Annotated in this window: 9 protein-coding genes, 1 tRNA gene and 1 pseudogene; 2 read left to right on the top strand and 9 right to left on the bottom strand. The window is 40.7% G+C overall.

What is annotated here, in order from left to right; all coding sequences use genetic code 11:
- Positions 1-169: 169 nt before the first annotated feature.
- Positions 170-1,273, top strand: coding sequence for an SLC13 family permease (locus ACSYSH_RS01085; protein ID WP_489816459.1), 1,104 nt, complete (start codon positions 170-172; stop codon positions 1,271-1,273).
- 132 nt (positions 1,274-1,405) lie between these two features.
- On the opposite strand, the gene ACSYSH_RS01080 is transcribed toward ACSYSH_RS01085, so the two are convergent.
- From ACSYSH_RS01080 to ACSYSH_RS01040, 9 genes and pseudogenes are all read right to left on the bottom strand, one after another.
- Positions 1,406-1,984: a uracil-DNA glycosylase family protein gene (locus ACSYSH_RS01080; protein WP_489816458.1), complete on the bottom strand. Its 579-nt coding sequence runs from the start codon at positions 1,982-1,984 to the stop codon at positions 1,406-1,408.
- An 18-nt stretch (positions 1,985-2,002) separates the two neighbouring features.
- The gene (locus tag ACSYSH_RS01075; protein WP_491702587.1) at positions 2,003-2,971 is read right to left on the bottom strand and encodes an amidohydrolase family protein; all 969 of its coding nucleotides are present in this window, start codon (positions 2,969-2,971) and stop codon (positions 2,003-2,005) included.
- 343 nt (positions 2,972-3,314) lie between these two features.
- Positions 3,315-3,425: pseudogene (locus tag ACSYSH_RS01070) on the bottom strand (DapH/DapD/GlmU-related protein); the annotation flags it as partial.
- Positions 3,426-3,987: 562 nt separating this feature from the next.
- Positions 3,988-8,985, bottom strand: a complete 4,998-nt coding sequence (locus ACSYSH_RS01065) for a glycoside hydrolase family 70 protein (RefSeq protein ID WP_491702588.1) — start codon at positions 8,983-8,985, stop codon at positions 3,988-3,990.
- A 189-nt stretch (positions 8,986-9,174) separates the two neighbouring features.
- Positions 9,175-14,181, bottom strand: a complete 5,007-nt coding sequence (locus tag ACSYSH_RS01060; RefSeq protein ID WP_491702589.1) for a glycoside hydrolase family 70 protein — start codon at positions 14,179-14,181, stop codon at positions 9,175-9,177.
- A 305-nt stretch (positions 14,182-14,486) separates the two neighbouring features.
- Positions 14,487-14,576: transfer RNA gene (locus tag ACSYSH_RS01055), tRNA-Ser, on the bottom strand.
- A 72-nt stretch (positions 14,577-14,648) separates the two neighbouring features.
- Complete coding sequence (typA, locus tag ACSYSH_RS01050; RefSeq protein ID WP_252774042.1) at positions 14,649-16,487, bottom strand: translational GTPase TypA; 1,839 nt, start codon at positions 16,485-16,487, stop codon at positions 14,649-14,651.
- 54 nt (positions 16,488-16,541) lie between these two features.
- Entirely contained in the window at positions 16,542-17,333 is a 792-nt protein-coding gene (locus ACSYSH_RS01045) for an inositol monophosphatase family protein (RefSeq protein ID WP_252774043.1), read from the bottom strand.
- On the bottom strand, positions 17,326-17,601 hold the full coding sequence (locus ACSYSH_RS01040) for a UPF0223 family protein (protein ID WP_489816455.1): 276 nt from the start codon (positions 17,599-17,601) through the stop codon (positions 17,326-17,328). Before ACSYSH_RS01040 ends, ACSYSH_RS01045 begins: the two co-directional genes overlap by 8 nt.
- 204 nt (positions 17,602-17,805) lie before the next feature.
- Between ACSYSH_RS01040 and def the strand changes: the two genes are divergently transcribed.
- Entirely contained in the window at positions 17,806-18,384 is a 579-nt protein-coding gene (gene def / locus ACSYSH_RS01035) for a peptide deformylase (RefSeq protein ID WP_489816454.1), read from the top strand.
- Positions 18,385-18,404 lie beyond the last annotated feature (20 nt).

The following is an 18,404-nucleotide window of genomic DNA, read 5'->3' as shown; positions in this document are numbered from 1 at the left end:
AGCGGTAATACGGCCTGGTCAAGCCTCTTCCTTATAGTCGAATAGCTCAAAATCAACATGGAATATTCCAAACATCTTGATGTAACATTTACTCTAAATTAGCACCTTAGTTTACTCTTATCTTTAAACAAAACCAATTACCCACTTAAAAAGGAAAATCAAAACTGCCATGGCAACCATCTTCAAAAAATTAACCCACGATTACCTCCTTATCCTAACGACAATAATTGTCTGTTTCCTCGCAATCAGTCGCCAACTTGCTTGGCAGAGCCTTAACTGGAAAACCCTCTTTAATCTGGCAGCCTTACTCATTCTAGTCAGTACCTGGTCACAGTTAGGTCTCTTAGACTATTTTGCCAAAGCCATTCTGGCACGAGCGAAAACCAATCAGCAAGCCCTCCTCTTTCTACTATTGACCGCCTTCTTCAGTTCGATGCTCGTCACCAATGACGTCACCATTTTGACCCTTGTCCCCCTTTTCTTTGTGATGGTGCCTCAGATTGACCTTCCAATTGCACGCACAATCACTTTCATCACAATTTACGCCAACCTTGGTTCAGCTGCATCTCCTTTTGGTAATCCCCAAAATCTTTACCTGCTTTCCTATTACCATTGGCCGCTCAACCACTTCCTACCAACTGCTGCTCTTCTATTAATCGGTTTGGTAACTTTGCCACTGGGCCTCATTGGTCTAAACCCCAAACCATTACCCCGACAAAAACAAGTAGTCCTTCCTATTAAAAAAGGAACCTTGACCTTCTTAGCCCTTGGCTCCCTGGCTGTCTTATCTAGTCTGTTAGCTTTGATTCCCGCCGTTTTTGGCCTAATCGTGGCCCTGATTTTAGCTGGCACAATTGACCACCTGGCGCTTACCAAAGTTGATTACGGGGTCGTGTTGCTAATTGCCAACTTTTTTCTAATTGTCGGCACCCTCATTGACCTCCCCCAACTCGTCATCTTCTTAAAGTGGGCCGGACAATCATTTTGGCAGACGTTCATCACGAGTGCTTTAGTCAGCCAAGGTCTCTCCAACGTCCCAACAGCAGCACTACTTGCCCCTTTTACTTCCTTTCAAGTAGCACTCTTTCTGGGTGTTTCAGTGGGTGGTTTTGGTACTTTAGTCGCCTCATTAGCGAATTTGTTAGCCTATCGACAGGTCCGAAAGCGGCTCACACGCCAAGACACTCGTCATTTTCTCACCATCTTTACCGGTTGGAACCTGCTTTTCTTACTTGGTAGCATCACCCTTGTTTGGATTTTTAGGCAAATCTAAAAGGCTAGGAACATACGCTTTCAAACCGAAAACGTATGAACCTAACCTTTTTTTGTTATGAGACGATTAAAAAATCAGTTCGCGTCCGAAGACGCAAGCAACTAAGTAATCCTTCCCATAAATTGAATGCACTCATTCCTCAATCGAAAGCAGCTGCGCGACTCGTTGCCGCAAGTTCGGCACAACCTTAATCTCAAACCAGGGATTATTTTTCAGCCAGATGTTATTCCGTGGTGATGGATGAACAATTGGCAAATACTTGGGCCAGAACCGATCAAAATCCTTGACTGTGGCTGTTAAGGTTGCTGATTTTGGTAAGTCTAAGTAATACTTTTGAGCATAGGCCCCAACTAAAATTGTCAACTGGATATCAGGCAGGGCAGCCAGCAGGCGTGGGTGCCACTTTTCCGCAATCCCCTGCCGTGGTGGTTGGTCGCCCGCTTTAGCCTTGCCCGGATAATAGAAGTCCATTGGAATCACCGCAATTTTTCCCGAAGTATAAAAAGTTTGTTTGGAGACACCAAGCCAATCCCGCAACCGGTCACCGGAGGCATCATTCCACATCACTCCGGTTTTTTGGACTTTCAGCCCCGGCGCTTGGCCAATAATTAAAATTTTCGCCGTGGCCGGCGCACTGTAAATCGGCTCCCAGCCAGCCTTGGTATAGGATGCATTAGCAGGATCCGCCTTAATTTCATCAAAAATAGTCATCACTGGGCCTCCTCTAAATTACTTTTGTTGGTCCGCAGCTTGGTGAGCCGCTCTGACCGCGCTTTCCTTAAAATAGATGCGGTTAGCTGTCCCATAATAGACATCGTTCAACTCATCCTCAGTGAACAGTCCACTCTCTGCCAACCAAGTTGCTAAATGGCCATATGAATTAAAGGTGGCAGACCATGGTGAGTCGGTCCCCCAAATAAGGCGCTTGCTCCCTAAAACTTCTTTGGCCAGTGCCACTGCTCGCTGACTTTTTTCATATGGCAACGCCGTTTCGTCTAGGATATCCTGAATGGCTGACAAGTCCATTGCAATATTTGGCTGTGGTACGAAGAGTCGCAACGTATTTTCCAAAAAATTCAACTGATCGTCATTTGGAAAGGATAGGTGGCAAACAACAAAGTCCAACTGTGGGTACCGGGAAGACAAGATTGCAATCGCTTCTGGCTGGTGACTAATCTGATCAGCACTGCCGTAATCGACTGTCACAGTAAAGCCAGGATAATTGGCCAAGTAATGAAAAATTTGCCCCAGTCTTATATCCGTATCCAAACGGAACGGTGTTGTTTGGTGGTAGCCATGAAGGCCGCCACCCTGGCTAATTTCTAATTTAATAGCTCGAAAACCGAGGTCCTCAACATGCCGTCGAACAATGGCTAGAGCATTTTGAACAAACGGATCAACGGCAAAGGCACCAATAAAACGCTCCGGGTAACGCTTTACTGTCTGGTAGGTGTAATAATTTTGGTAGCCGTTTAAGCTCCCCTGCAGCAAAACCGCCTTTTCGATACCGTGATCATCCATAACTTTTAAAAAAGAATCAGCAGTCAAATTAGTGTCACCCCAACCATCAGGAATCAACTTAATCTTGGTCCCATCATCCCAGATAGCTTCACCATTTCCCAAGGCATTTAGCCGTCCTCTCCCATTAAAACCAGCAATTTCTTGAACTAAGTGCACGTGTCCATCTATTTTCTTCATCGTGATTATTCCTTCCCTGCAATTTACATTAAAGCCAGTATAACGCAATTTACCAGCAAACAAATCAGAGCAAACGGTTTTGCCAGCAAACAAGGAGAACTATTATCGATCAGCAATGCAGAGAATAATAATGGTCAAAAATATTAGCGTGCTTGCTTTTAAAAACACACCATCCATCAACAATCAGCATTAGCCAGATAACCATGACGAAATAAGCCACCAGTGGTTTTATTCATTAAGATAAGACAAAGAAAACAAAAAAGGACCAACACAGCCATTGTTAGTCCTTTCAATATTGGATGGGCAGCTGTTCAAAACTACGTTTCTCCTGATAGATAACATCAGGCTGGACATCCTGATTGACGACCGTCCCAGCAGCAATAATTGCCCCTGAACCGATTATCACACCCTTTAAAATAGTCACGTTTGATCCAATCCAAACGCCATCACCAATCATCACCGGTGCTGTCTTAAAAATATTTGGCTGCACGCCATCATAGTTTTTACCAAAAGCATGGTTATGATCATAAATTTTAACATTTTCACCAATCAAGACGTTGTCACCAATTGTAATCAACTCTCTTGCATTATACGAGGGAGACTAATTCACTTCCGATATGATCTACTAATGATTTTAACTAGCCACAAATCTGTCTCCAGAGTAAATAATGGCATCATTTAATTCGTCAGCCTCCTTTTTCTGGGCGTTACCATCTGCGGCTTTAGTATCCAAACTGCCTCAATAGTGCATGATTAGCTTACCGCCAAAACCAAAAGCGGATAACTTTCCTTCCTAATTTAATTCAAGTCATAACTTTACCTATACACAAAGAAGAGCAAACGGAAAAAACGTTTGCTCTTCTTTTAAACTGCTTTAAATTAACGAAAAAAATCGAAGTTTTAATCAACTACACTTCTGATCATAAAGACTAATACTGTTTAAATATCAACTCTAATGACCTCTACTACCTGGTATCTGGCAAAGTTCAAATTAAAAATAATAATTTTATACTGAATTAAAACAAGTGCTTAAAAAATTTACCAATACTATCGAATACTGCTGAAACCGTATGGCCAATTGCAGCCAGCGCATGGCCAATTGCAGCCAGCGCATGGCCAATAGACTTTCCAACCGCACTAAATCCCTTAGCAATCGAATTGCCAATGTTGTTCAAAAATTTACCGACATGACCGACCGCTGAATTATCATGAGTATTCTTCGAATTATCATTTGAAGAATGATTTCCCTTCCCATCAGACGCTTTCGGTGCTTTTGAATTAGAAGTTGCTTCTTTTGTAGCATTATTAGTTTGTCCAGCAGTTGCTATGCTAGTAGCTGCTGACTGTGCTGCAGAAGTAGAATTTTTTCCAATTGGATTGTTAGCCACTATTGTTGACGCTTGGGAAGAAGAACGCCGAAGAATGGCTGAATCAACAGCCAAATTAGATTCATTAACATAGGTAGCAACATTACTATTACCACTAGTTATGGTACCGCCATTATCTGACGGCGCCGGTGTTGTTGTTGTCCCACCACCATTATTAGTGATTCCGCCATTATCTGACGGTACTGTTGGCGTTGTTGTTCCACCACCGTTATTAGTGGTGCCGCCGTTATCTGACGGTGCCGTTGGCGTTGTTGTTCCACCACCGTTATTAGTGGTGCCGCCGTTATCTGACGGTACCGTTGGCGTTGTTGTTCCACCGCCGTTATTAGTGGTACCGCCGTTATCTGACGGTGCCGTTGGTGTTGTTGTTCCACCACCATTATTAGTGGTGCCACCGTTATCTGACGGTGCCGTTGGCGTTGTTGTCCCACCACCGTTATTAGTGGTGCCGCCGTTATCTGACGGTACCGTTGGCGTTGTTGTTCCACCGCCGTTATTAGTGGTACCGCCGTTATCTGACGGTGCCGTTGGTGTTGTTCCACCACCATTATTAGTGGTGCCACCGTTATCTGACGGTGCCGTTGGCGTTGTTGTCCCACCACCGTTATTAGTGGTGCCGCCGTTATCTGACGGTGCCGTTGGCGTTGTTGTTCCACCACCGTTATTAGTGGTTCCGCCATTATCTGACGGTGCCGTTGGCGTTGTTGTCCCACCACCGTTATTAGTGGTGCCGCCGTTATCTGACGGTACCGTTGGCGTTGTTGTCCCACCACCATTAGACAAATTTCGAAGCAAAACACCTTCTGCTGTAAATTCGTAAAGTTGACCATCAATAGTTTGTAGGCCAGTCAGTGCATTTCCAGATCCAGGAGCAAAATAGTATTTCTGGTTATTAACCGTCTGCCAAGCTCCCTTAATTTGAGCACCTCCTGGTGAACTAAAGTATTGAATATTACCATCGATTGTATATAAACCAATCACAGGTAAACTATTATACTTCAAAATGAACTTTTGATTGCCGGCCGAATCAGTAATGTAATACCCATCAACAGTACTAGTTAGTGTATTTTGTAATACGATACTTTGGCCCGTTTGACCACTATATCTCAAATTTCCATTCGAATCTAACCAAGTATGGTTCTGCAATTCAATCCCATTCGACAAAAAGAAATACTTAATACCATTGATTTCTTGTTCGCCCGTCACCATATATCCATCGGTATTGAAATAATACCAATTACCGTCACGATCTTGAATAAAGCTATCCTTTGCTTGATAACCACTTAGTGAATAATAAACAATACCACCAGCAACTTTGTTAAATCCCGAAAGTGATTCCTGATTAAGCAACTGTTTCGGTAAGAACGCTGTGCCAGTTTGACTGATATTCAAATATTGGTTGCTAGACCAATCTTTTAAGGTGAAATAAGCACCACGACCTAGAATATTTGTACCATTCAAATATTTGGCTGACCATTGTGTTATTTTTTGGCTACCATCAATTGGAACACCGGTGGAGATTTGATTTTTTTCAAATAATTCAGGATAACGATTTTTTAAATCAGATAGGAAGGCCCCTCCGTATTTGGATTGATAATCAGAACCACTACTTTTGGTATTCGTAATATAAACCAAATTATTAAAAGTAGAATCAGTCAAAGGATTACCGTATTCATCAGTCCTAGTAACTGTTGTCGCTTCCTGTCCTGGCAAATTATAGACCTGGTTAGGCACCCAATCAGCCATTGCCTGTAAGCCTACCTGATGCAATGCTTCAATAGCCGAACGCAGTTGTTCAGCTGTACCGTATTTGGTGGGGTTTAGTGTGCCATCAGCATTGTCAAATCCCAAATCATAACGATCACTAAATGCATAACCATTTTTTACAATCGAGTCTAAGAAGCTTGCATCAGTACTTGAACGGTATTGAGGTGCAAATTCAAAACTAGTAATCCCCCAAGATTTGAATAAGTCAGCATTTGCCGCAATTTTAGCATTAGCAAATTCATCAATTTTTGTAGGCAGTGCTTGAAAGTTTGAAAAGCCTTCATAAACAACATTTGAATCTAATGCAGCATTTGAATGAAATGTTTTTCCATCAGTTGATGCTGACGTATCCGAACTAGTTCGAGCATCTTGATCAGCTGCTGCACCAACTGGCACCCAGACCGCCAAGTAGCCAGAAACTTGTGGGTCGCTGACACCGTAAATCCAAGATGAATCAAATACTAAATCACCATTTTCATTCGTCATCATAGTTGGTGCACTATCATCAGAATTATAAATTTGCAAACCATCTTTGGTTGAAAGCAAAGATGCTCGGAACAATTGATTTTTATGAGCGGCGCCCATATGCAAAACTACTTGTTCATTTTGCCCTAATTGAAGGTCCGGGTTGTTACTTATAATCACCCCCATACCATCCGTATGATTCGTGCTATCCTGATCAGTCTCATTAAGTAATCCCTGACCGAAACGAACGGTAGTTAAAACATCATTATGATTAATTGGCTGTTTAGTCAATGTGTCTACTACACCAACAGACGTTGTTTGACCACCCGCAACATACTTAATGCGATCCTTCAAAAGAGTCGTAATCGCATTATAATATGGTGTTTGTTCAGCCATGTACTGACCATCTTCTTGATATAAATCACCATAATAAACCCGCGGAACCGTGTCTTTATTTGTTAATAACATTGCATAACTAGCTGGAATGTTATACAAGGCATATTTTTTAACGGTTGACTCTTGATCTGCACGAAAAACTTCAAAAGCAGCTTTTAACTGACTGTCCGTTGGCATTAAACCGTTCGAGCCTGGATACAAGTCATTAATAATTTGAGCAATAATTGTCTGTGATTGACTATCATGTGACCGAACAAATGAATAATTTGGGACCACTTGATTTTCGGTATTATTAACCTCGCGATTAATGTTGTACCATGCTAAGAAGCGATCCATTCCAGCACGATTGTTTGGGTCTTTAGACAATGAAAACAGCAGTTGGACTTGAGACTTAAAGTCCATTGTTAATTGGTTACTACCCTGTTCACCAACATAATTGAAATCGTCATAACTCCAATCTTCCATAATCGAAAGATGCTTATTTGCTGACTGATCACTTTGGTTAGTACCATAGGCACTTTTCATGTAGTCGGCTGCAATCTGTAATAAATCAGCATCTACATTATCAACAGCATCAATCCGAATGCTATCGAAGTTGGCGTTACTATTATTGGCTGTAATTGTGCCAAAATTCATTAAATAATGTAACCAATTTAATTGTTCAGCTTGGACAACTGGATTGGAATTATCAATATCATTTGCTAGTAAAAACTCATAACCACCATTGGGATTGGCTCCTTCTGAATTAACAGCAGAAGTTTCGGGTGACTCATTTGTTTTACTGTTTACTCTAGAAGAATCCACATTATTTTGATTGGTTGGATTGCGATTCAAGTAACGATAATCAGAATTTGTATCCGGTGTTATATTGCTATTTTGATAAGCTAAGGTTCCGCCTTGAAAACCGGTACTGGGCATTTCACTGATTATATTCCAATTGGGCTGAGTAATAATAAACTGAGAAACTAGTTGTTTCAGCCAGTCCGTTGACTGATCACTACTAATTTTTTGCTCAATGGCTACCTGAATTTGATTAGCAGCCTGATTTAGCTCTTCTTGCGAATTTTTTAAAACGTTGACTGGATCACCCTGACCAATATGATTGCTTAACATAAAATTAATATAAGCTGCCTCAGTCTTAGCATCCGGCCACCAAGTCATCAATAGTGGACGACGATCATTGGTAGTTGATGATACCCATGTTTTTCCTTCTTGCAAAATATCTTTTGGTTGATACCACGAATTAGCAGTGATAAACCCATCAGTATTATCAATATCCTGGCGGTCAATTGCCGCAATTTGATTATGAACTGAAAATTCATTATTTTGTGAATTCAAGCCAATTGCAAATTGTTGTTGATTAGCAATAGTGGCATGACCATCAATTGCATCAAAAATATATTCAACACCATTAATCAAAACAGCAGAATCGCCACCTTTTTTCATAACGCCTGATGGTGCAAAATAGTAAGTTTTTCCATCAATGTTCTGTAATCCAGTTACATTCTTACCGGTTTGATCAAAATAATAAGTCGATCCATCATAATTGGTCACAAAGCCATTCTTAACTAATTTGAATTGCTGATCAAATCCAAATAACAAACCATCTACGTTTTGTGTCCCCGTAATAGCATTTCCTGAATTAGCTGCAAAATAATATGTGTCAGAACCAATCGTCTTTAATGTTCCCTTGACTTGCGCAGTGGTAGTTGGATCAAAGTATTGCAAATGCCCGTCAATCGTTTGTAATCCAACTACTGATTGACCAGTGGCATTTACAACAAAATGCTGCCGACCATCACTATCAGTTATATAGTGTCCATCTGTCCCGCCAGTCCAAACAGTTTTATTGATTGCATCCGTTACTGATTGAGTATTTGTTGTCTGCTGGGTATTGACATCATCAGCATGGGCAACGTTAGTGCCAATCGTTACAGCAATACTTCCTGCTAATGCAGCGACCCAAATCTTACCAGATTTGTACATTTTCTTTCTCATTTTAACCTCTTACATAAGTAAATATTTATTTTTAACTAATACCAACCAACAAAGTAAACATAATTACATAAAAAGGCTAGATTATCGTTGATTAAAAAAAATCTGAAAAACCGATAATCTAGCCTCAACAGTATTCAAAGAGCTTTGCAGTTTGTGATTTATTAATGAATATAAATTATTTTGAATAACTTATAGACCAACTGGCTGACTCATTTGTTCTCTAGTTCGCTCACCACTATTAGCATCATAATATGACCAGGTCTTATCTCCATTTTGGACCCATGCCCCTTTAATCTGGATTCCCTTTTCATCAAAATACAGTATCTGATTGTTAACTGTCTGTTGGCCGGTTAATCGAGCACCTGTTTTTTGATCATAATAAGACCAGGTATGATCTTGATTTTCAACCCAGTTTCCCTTCACTTGAATACCATTTAAATCAAAATAATACGTTTTATTATCGATTGTTTGCACACCAGTCAAGCGCTTACCTGTATCTAAGTCATAATACGAATTCGTACCATCAGGATTTTGGACCCAACTATTGAACTTAATTGAGCCAATCGATTGAGCATTTCCAACTTTTTCACCACTAGCCACGGAATAGTATGACCACGTATGATCCTGATTTTCAGCCCAGTTTCCCTTAATTTGGATACCGTTTTGATTAAAATACAGAGATTGATTGTTGATTTCTTGACTGCCGGTCACACGTTCACCATTCAAAGCATCATAATATGACCAAGAGCCATCACTATTTTCAACCCATGCTCCTCGAGCCTGAATGCCATCAGCATTGAAATGATAATATCGCTGATTGATCACCTGATCACCAGTTAAACGATTACCATTATTAGCATCATAGTATGACCAGGTGTTATCATCATTCTTGACCCAATTTCCTTTCACCTGAATGCCATCGTCATTAAAGTATACATGTTGCTGGTTAATCACTTGCTGACCAGTTAGTCGTACTCCTGTATTTGCGTCATAATAAGACCAGGTAGAATCGGCATTTTCAACCCAACGGCCTTTAACTTGAACGCCGTTATCTGTAAATAACAAGTGTTGATTGTCAATGATTTGAGCACCAGTTAATTTTTGACCATTGTTAGTGCCATAATATGACCAAGTTAAATCAGGATTTTGAATCCAGAAATTAAGATGTTGATTATCCATTGTTTGGCTAGTAGCTAAACACTCACCACTATTAATGTCGTAATATGACCAAGTATGGTCGCCATTATCAACCCAATTTCCTTTAACTTGAACACCATTTTTATCAAAATAAAGATGTTGACCATTAACAGTTTGTGCCCCTGTCAACCGATCACCACTATTTTCATCGTAGTATGACCAGGTTCCATCACCATTGCCGACCCAGGCACCTTTTATTTGAATACCATTATCATTAAAGTATAAATGTTGATGATTAATCAATTGCGCTCCAGTAACCCGTTGACCATTGGTAGCGTAATATGACCATGTTTTATCAGGATTTTCAACCCAACCCTCTAGGCGCTGCTGCAAATCAACTGGCACAGACTGAATTAACTGACCACTTTTTGCATCATAGTACGACCGATAGCCATCTACACGATTAACCCATTGCCCTTTAATTTGAACCCCATTTTCGTCAAAATATAATTCTTGTCCATCAATTTTTTGCTGGCCAAGCAAACGCTCACCAGTGTTTTTATCATAGTAAGACCAAGTTTCATCAGGATTTTCTGCAAATCCTCCTTTAACTTGAATACCATCATGGTTAAAGTAAACTTTCTGGCCATTGATTACCTGATTACCCGTCAATCGGTTTCCTGTCTTCACATCATTGTAAGACCAGGTACCATCACCGTTATCAATCCAACCAGTGGCTGTATAAATCAGAGATTTTGGAAGCGTTGTATCTGTTCCCGACAATTTGAAGTAAGCGTCGTTGCTCCAGTCCTTAAGAACATAGCCCATTCCACGACCCAAAATATTGGTACCGTTCATATATTTAGCTGACCACTGCTTAATCAATTCGTTAGAGGGAATTTCCGACATGTTTTTTTGTCCAATCAATCCGTCAACTTGATAATAATCGTAAGTTTGTGACTTGAATAGGTCAGGATACTTTTCTTTTAGTTCGTTTAAGAATTCTCCACCATACTTTTTCTGATATTCTCCCCCACCAACTGTGTTGGTAACATAAAGTTGTGTTGCGAATGGCAAATCAACGTTATTACCATAAACATTTGTTCGAGAAGCAGCTGTCACTTCTTCACCAGGTAAATTATAAATTTGGTTGTATACCATATCAGCCATTACCTGCATTCCAGATGCATGTAGTGCTTTAATAGCATTTCTTAAATCTTCATCAGTTCCATATTTAGTTGGTGCACCGAATCCCATATCATATCGATCAGAAAAGGCATAACCATTATCAATAGTTGAATCCAAAAATGTATGGTCTTCCGATGATCGGTATTGAGGTGCCATTTCAAAGTCCGTCACTCCCCAATCAACAAATTGTTGCGCATTTTTAGCAATTACCACATTTGTCATTTCATCATGATTGGTTGGTGCTGGTTGAAAGTTAGAAAAGCCTTCGTAAATCAAGTTTGAATAGAGAGCATCATTTCCATGAAAAACGGTATTATCAGTATTTTCACTAGTTGAAGGCTCAACTCGTACATCTTGATTTTCATCAGCACCAACAGGAACCCATACAGCAAGGTAGCCAGAAACCTGTGGGTTCAAGGTCCCAACAATTTTTGTATTAGCTTGACCGTTAATATCTTGATTTGAAAAAGTCAAGATTCCATTGTCATCCGTATATACAACTGGTGCATTTTCATCACTATCGTAAGTTTGAACGCCATCACTTGTCGTCAAAATTAATGGACGATAAGCCTGATTTTTATGAGCAGCACCCATATCCAAGGTAACTGTTTGGCCATCAGCAACCTTGACAGAAGAATCATTTCCAACAATGACACCGATACCTTCCGTTCGAGTTTCATTATCACCGGAATCTTGAACCGTTGATGCTCCCTTACCGAATCGAACACTCTTTAACAGTCCATTACTATCAACGCTCATCGTTTGGCCACCAGAAACGTACTTCTTTCGAGCCTCCATCAAAGACGTAATGGAATCATAATACATACTTTTATTTTGCATGTATTGACCATCGTCTTGATACAAATCACCATAATAAATTCTAGGAACTGTTTGAGCATTCGTTAACATTAGAGCATATGCACTAGGAACGTTGTATGCATTATATTTTTTGATGGTTGCTTTTTGATCATTATAGTATGTCTCTAAAGCAGTTTTATACTGATCCGTGGTGAAATTTGTCCAATCCGCCCCAGTTGAATCCCGAAGTGCATCACGAATTTGGTCTTGTATTCCGTTATCATGAGCGTGAACAAATGAATAATTAGGAATACTTGACTTAGTAGTATCTGAATGATCAGATACTAAAACGCCATGGTCATACTCCTGAATTAAATTAGAAAGAGAATTATTTTTTCCTGGACCATTAAATAATGATGATTGAATGTTTGATACAAATGGTGCTGTAATTAACCCATTGCCATCAATAGCTGTAGGACCACTAATATTGATTCCGCCTTCAACAATTGACAAGTGTTTATTTGCATTAAAATCGCTTTTAGTCAATTTATACAATAAACGTAAGTAATCAAACGTACGTTTATTAATATCATTGCCAATATTCATAACCGCATCAATTCTAATTCCATCAAAATTGGCATCACTATCATTATTTGTGATAGTTCCAAAATTCAAGACATAATGTAACCAATTTAAATCTTCAGCCTGAACAGCAGGATTGGAATTATCAACATCATTAGCCAGCAAAAATTCAAAGACATTATCAGCATTTCGATAATCTGAATTAGTCTGAGGAGTTAAAACACTATTACCGTATTTCAAGTAGCCATTTTGGAACCATTGATCTCCACCTTGCCCAGGGTATTCTGAATCAGAATTCCAAATAAATTGCTGCTTAACAAATGAAGGATGACTATCATCGCCACCAAATAGCAACGTATTTAACCAGTCTGTACTACCTTCTGACTTAATTCGCTTTTCAATGGCAATTTGTGCCTGAAAAGCGGCTTGATTTAAAATCGCCTGGTCCGTAAAAAGGCTATATTGAACCGTACTTGATAGCAAATTATTATTTTGCATGAATGTTAGATAATTAACTTCAACATTTTTATTAGGCCACCAATTCATAATGAAAGGACGGTATTCCCCCTCATTTGATGCTCGCCAGTTTTCACCATTATCTAAAATATACTTTGGTCGGTACCAAGTATCAGCCGTTAAAAAGCCATCAACTGTATTTGTATAATCTTTTGTATCGGTGCTATTAACTGCATTTTGCTGACTAGCCTCAGTTTTCGAGACACTATCGCTATTCGTAAACAAATAGGTTCCAATACCGCTATCATTAAAATAATAAGTAGCCCCATTTGTAACCACTTGTTTACTTTTTGCTTGTTCTCCCGTTGTTGGATCAAAATAAGTTAATTGTCCGTTGGTGCTAACCAAACCGCGTTTTGGACTATCATCTTGCTTTTGAGCAACACTGTCAACTGTACTAATGAGGTTGCCCTTTCCAGCATCAAAATAGTAGTTAACCCCGCCTAAATAGACTGATCCACCTTTCAGCTGAGCTCCCGTTATTTCATCAAAATATTGAATGTTTCCATTAATATTTTGCAGACCCCGAGCATAGCCGCCTGTACTAAGCTTATAAGCCCAAACAGTATTTCCATTCACACTGTCTTGGCAATAGGTACCACCATTTTGCGCAGTGATTTGATGTCCCTCACCTGAACCCGCATCAAAATAGTAAGCAACACCACTAATGTTTATAATTTTGCCTTTAACCTGCGTACCATCATCAAAATTAAAATACCGAAGTTGTCCTTGACTATCCTTATATAAGCCCATTATTGGAGCATTATTGACAAAGTATTTCCATGATTGTCCACTATCAGCAGTCACATATGTTCCATTAACCGGGAAATCTTTAACAAAACTAGCCTCCGATTGCGAAATTTCATCTGCCGACGGGTTAATTGAATTACCAGAACCAGCAGTTAAAAAAGCAGCGATTGCCACACCAGCAAAGAGCCAATTTTTTCCGGATTTATACATCTTTTTTCTCATCATTTAACCTTATACCCTCGCAGTTCACGAATAATTTCTTAACAAAAATCATTTTTTCACTTGTGACAAAGATATCATAACAAGGCATTAAAAATTTTTCTATAAAAAGCGCTATTTATTAATATAAAAAATTTTAAATTAATTTAATTTAAGTTTTATATTCATTTAATATACAATTTGTTGCTAAAATGCAATAAATTATTTCAAAAAGTTTATTCTATTCTAACTATTTAAGGGGTATTTTTCTTTTTCTGCACAAAAAAAGCCAAAACCGCTTTCAGCCTTGGCTTTTACATATTATCTATTTAAGGAGCTAGCGGGATTTGAACCCGCACACCGCCATAAGACGGCTCGACGGATTTCGAGTCCGCTGCAGTACCAGATTGTGCCATAGCTCCAAAATAATAGTGACATGAAGGTTGGTCCATGCCACTACGAGTATTTGTTTGTTTCAGATGATGCTTAAAGGCTTACTTACGACGCTTAGCAGCCTTTTCACGCTCAGCAGTGTTCAAGATGGCCTTACGGATTCGAACGTTTTCTGGCGTTACTTCAACGTATTCGTCATCATTCAAGAATTCCATTGATGCTTCCAAGTTCATCTCACGTGGAGTTTTGATTGAAGCAGTTTGGTCCTTGTTTGAAGAACGAACGTTTGATTGTGGCTTCATCTTTGTCACGTTGACAGAGATGTCGTTATCACGAGCATTCATACCGACAACCATTCCTTCATAGACGTCAACACCGGCGCCAACAAACATTTGACCACGATCTTCAACACCCATGATGGCGTAGTTAGTTGTTTGCCCTTGGTTGATTGAGACCAAGGCACCATTACGACGGCCTGGTTCCCAATTCTTAACCATTGGACGGTATTCAGCAAATGTGTGGTTATAGATACCATAACCGTGAGTAGCTGTCATAAATTCAGTGGCGTAACCAATCAAACCACGTGAAGGTGCCATATAAGTCAAACGAGTTTGACCGTTTCCGACAGCTTCCATATTTTGCATTTCACCCTTACGTTGGTTCAATGAGTCGATCACAGTTGATGAATATTCATCTGGTGTATCGATCTGGATTGATTCGTAAGGTTCAGTGGTTTGACCATCTTCCTCACGGAAAATAACTTGTGGACGTGAAGCTTGCAATTCGAAGCCTTCACGACGCATGTTTTCAATCAAGATGGAAAGGTGCAATTCACCACGTCCTGAGACCAACCAAGCACCAGCCTGGTCAGTGTCTTCAACACGCAAAGAAACATCAGTATGCAATTCGCGCAACAAACGATCTTCGATTTGGCGAGCGGTCACGAACTTCCCTTCACGACCAGCAAAGGGGCTGTCGTTTTGACGGAAAGTCATTTGCAATGTTGGTTCATCGATACGAAGCAATGGCAATTCATCGTGATGAGCTGGGTCAACAACTGTTTCACCGACTGAGATGTCTTCCATACCAGAAACGGCGATCAAATCACCGGCCTTTGCTTCTTGGATTTCAACTTGATCCAAAGCGATGAAACCAGAAAGCTTTGTAACACGGAAGTTTTGCGATGTACCGTCAAGCTTCAAAACATCAACGTTGTCACCAACTTTGATTGTTCCACGCTTAACACGACCGATACCAATACGACCAACGAAGTCATTATAGTCCAACATGGCAACTTGGAATTGCAATGGTTCGTCTGAGTTATCAACTGGAGCAGGAATCGTTTCGAAAACCGTCTTAAAGATTGGTTCCATTGTATGTTCTTGCTTTGAAACATCTGGATCAAATGAAGATGTTCCGTTCATTGCTGAAGCAAAGATAACCGGGAAGTCCAAGTCATCTTCATCAGCACCCAATTCAATGAACAAGTCCAAAACTTCATCAACGACTTCTTCGGGGCGGGCACCTGGTCGGTCAACCTTGTTAACAATCACGATTGGTGTCAAGTGTTGTTCAAAGGCCTTCTTCAAAACGAACCGAGTCTGAGGCATGGTTCCTTCAAAGGCATCAACGACGAGCAAAACCCCGTCAACCATTCCCATGATTCGTTCAACTTCTCCACCGAAATCGGCGTGGCCAGGGGTATCCAAGATGTTGATCTGCTTGTCGCCAACGCGAACGGCAGTGTTCTTAGACAAGATCGTGATTCCACGTTCTTTTTCAATATCGTTGGTATCCATCACACGGTCACCCAAAGATTCTTCCTTACGGGCGTCCAATGTGTCAGACTGCTTTAACAGTTCGTTGACCAACGTCGTCTTTCCGTGATCGACGTGGGCAATAATAGCGATATTACGAATATCTTCGCGAAGATTTGCCAATTTTATGTGCTCCTTTATCTTTGCTACTCACAAGAAAGACTAGGGATTGTCTCCCTAGTCTTTCACTATCTTGACTGACTCGCGATACGTCTTGGTTGTAGCGATTAATACTGTGTTTGATGATAGCATATTTAGCGGCCTTCCGTCAAGTGATTTGACCACGTAACGAAGCGTTTCGGCTAAGACCCGACCGGCTGCTAAATCCCATGGAGATAGCTTAGAGAAATACCCTGTTGCCTGTTGTAGCAACAAACGACTAAAGGAAATCCCAGCCGAACCCAAAACCCTATAAGCTAAGGCTTCAGAGGCAATGGTTGCATAGGGTTTTTCCCCGCAAATTAGGCGGCGACCGGATACAATCAAAATCGATTCTGCTAGTCCCAGGTCTGCTACCGGTGCTAATTTTTGGTCATTAACGAAGGCACCAATTGTCGGACCGCCATGGAAGACCTGATTGGTCATCACTTTGGCAATCCAGCCCAGTTTTGGCTCACCGTCAATATAAAGGGCCACCATAATGGCAAAATCAGTCTTTTCATGGACAAAATTCAGTGTGCCATCAATCGGGTCGATAAACCAGACATGACCAGCCATGGTTTCAGGTCGTTGCAGGTCCCCCTCTTCAGCCACAAATTGAGCATCGGAATCGATTGACCGAATATGGTCAAGCAACCATGCCTGGTTGGTGGTATCCAGGTTAGTAACGAGGTTGCGAAAATCGCCCTCTTTTTCACCAACGTGTAAATCTTGGTTCTTAGTTTCTCTGGCATCACGACCCAGTTCGACCAACCAGCGTCGCACTGTTTGATCAACCTGGATTAATTGATTGTTCGTCCACTCAGTCATTGACCAAAACCCGCCTAACTGGTTTTTCAGTCAGCTTCAGCGTCTGATAGATTGACCGACCAGTTTGTTGTTCAAAATCACGGTCAAAAGCCTTTTGTTCTGATTTTGATGGAATAACCGTCAAAAACTGGCGGTAAGCCGTTAAGAGGTATTCACGATCACAACCACCCTCATAAACCTGCAAAACGGCGTCAATCAAATTTGAAACCGCGATGATATCGTCCTGATTCCAATTGCCGTCAATTGGAAGCTGGTATTGCTCTGCCATAGAAAATCCTTTCAAATGCAAGATGAACATATCATCTACATTCTAACAAGCTTTCACTCCCCTTGCCAGCAAAGACGACTGATTTAACAAGCAACTTCCAAGCCCAACCAACGAAAAAAAAGGAAAGTCGAAGAGCAAAAGCCCGTTATCAACTGATTTCTGCTATACTAAAAGTTGATAAATTGTAAGTAGGAGTTAACCAACATGACAATTCGTTTCACCATGGACAAAATTACGCGAGACGGTGATCCCGTTCTACGTGACCAGGCTAAGGAAGTTCCTTTCCCACTCAGTCCTGAGCACCAACAACTCGCCAAAGATATGATGACTTACTTAGAAGTCTCACAAGACGAGGAAGAAAATGAAAAGTACGGTCTGCGCCCTGGCGTTGGCCTGGCTGCTCCACAAGTGGGGGAATCTTTGCAAATGACGGCCATCTTGATCCCATCTGCCGACCCAGCCGAAGATGTCGAAGACAAGCCATTCTTCAAAGGTGTTGTTTTTAACCCGGTCATTGTGTCTGAAACAGTTGGACGAGCTGCATTGGAAACCGGGGAAGGCTGCCTCTCAGTTGACGAGGATGTTCCTGGCTTTGTCCCCAGGTCAAAGAAGATTACCGTTCGCTACCAAGACGAATCTGGTCAAACTTTGACAAAGACACTGCGCAACTACCCTGCCATCGTCTTCCAGCATGAAATTGACCACTTACATGGTAAATTGTACTACGACCACATCAATCGTCAAGATCCATGGCACGTGGACGATTCAACAAAATACCTATAAAAGTAATGATCAATCAAAAA

This window comes from Fructobacillus sp. ESL1117, from assembly GCF_058508565.1.
This window is presented reverse-complemented; position numbering and strand designations above follow the sequence as displayed.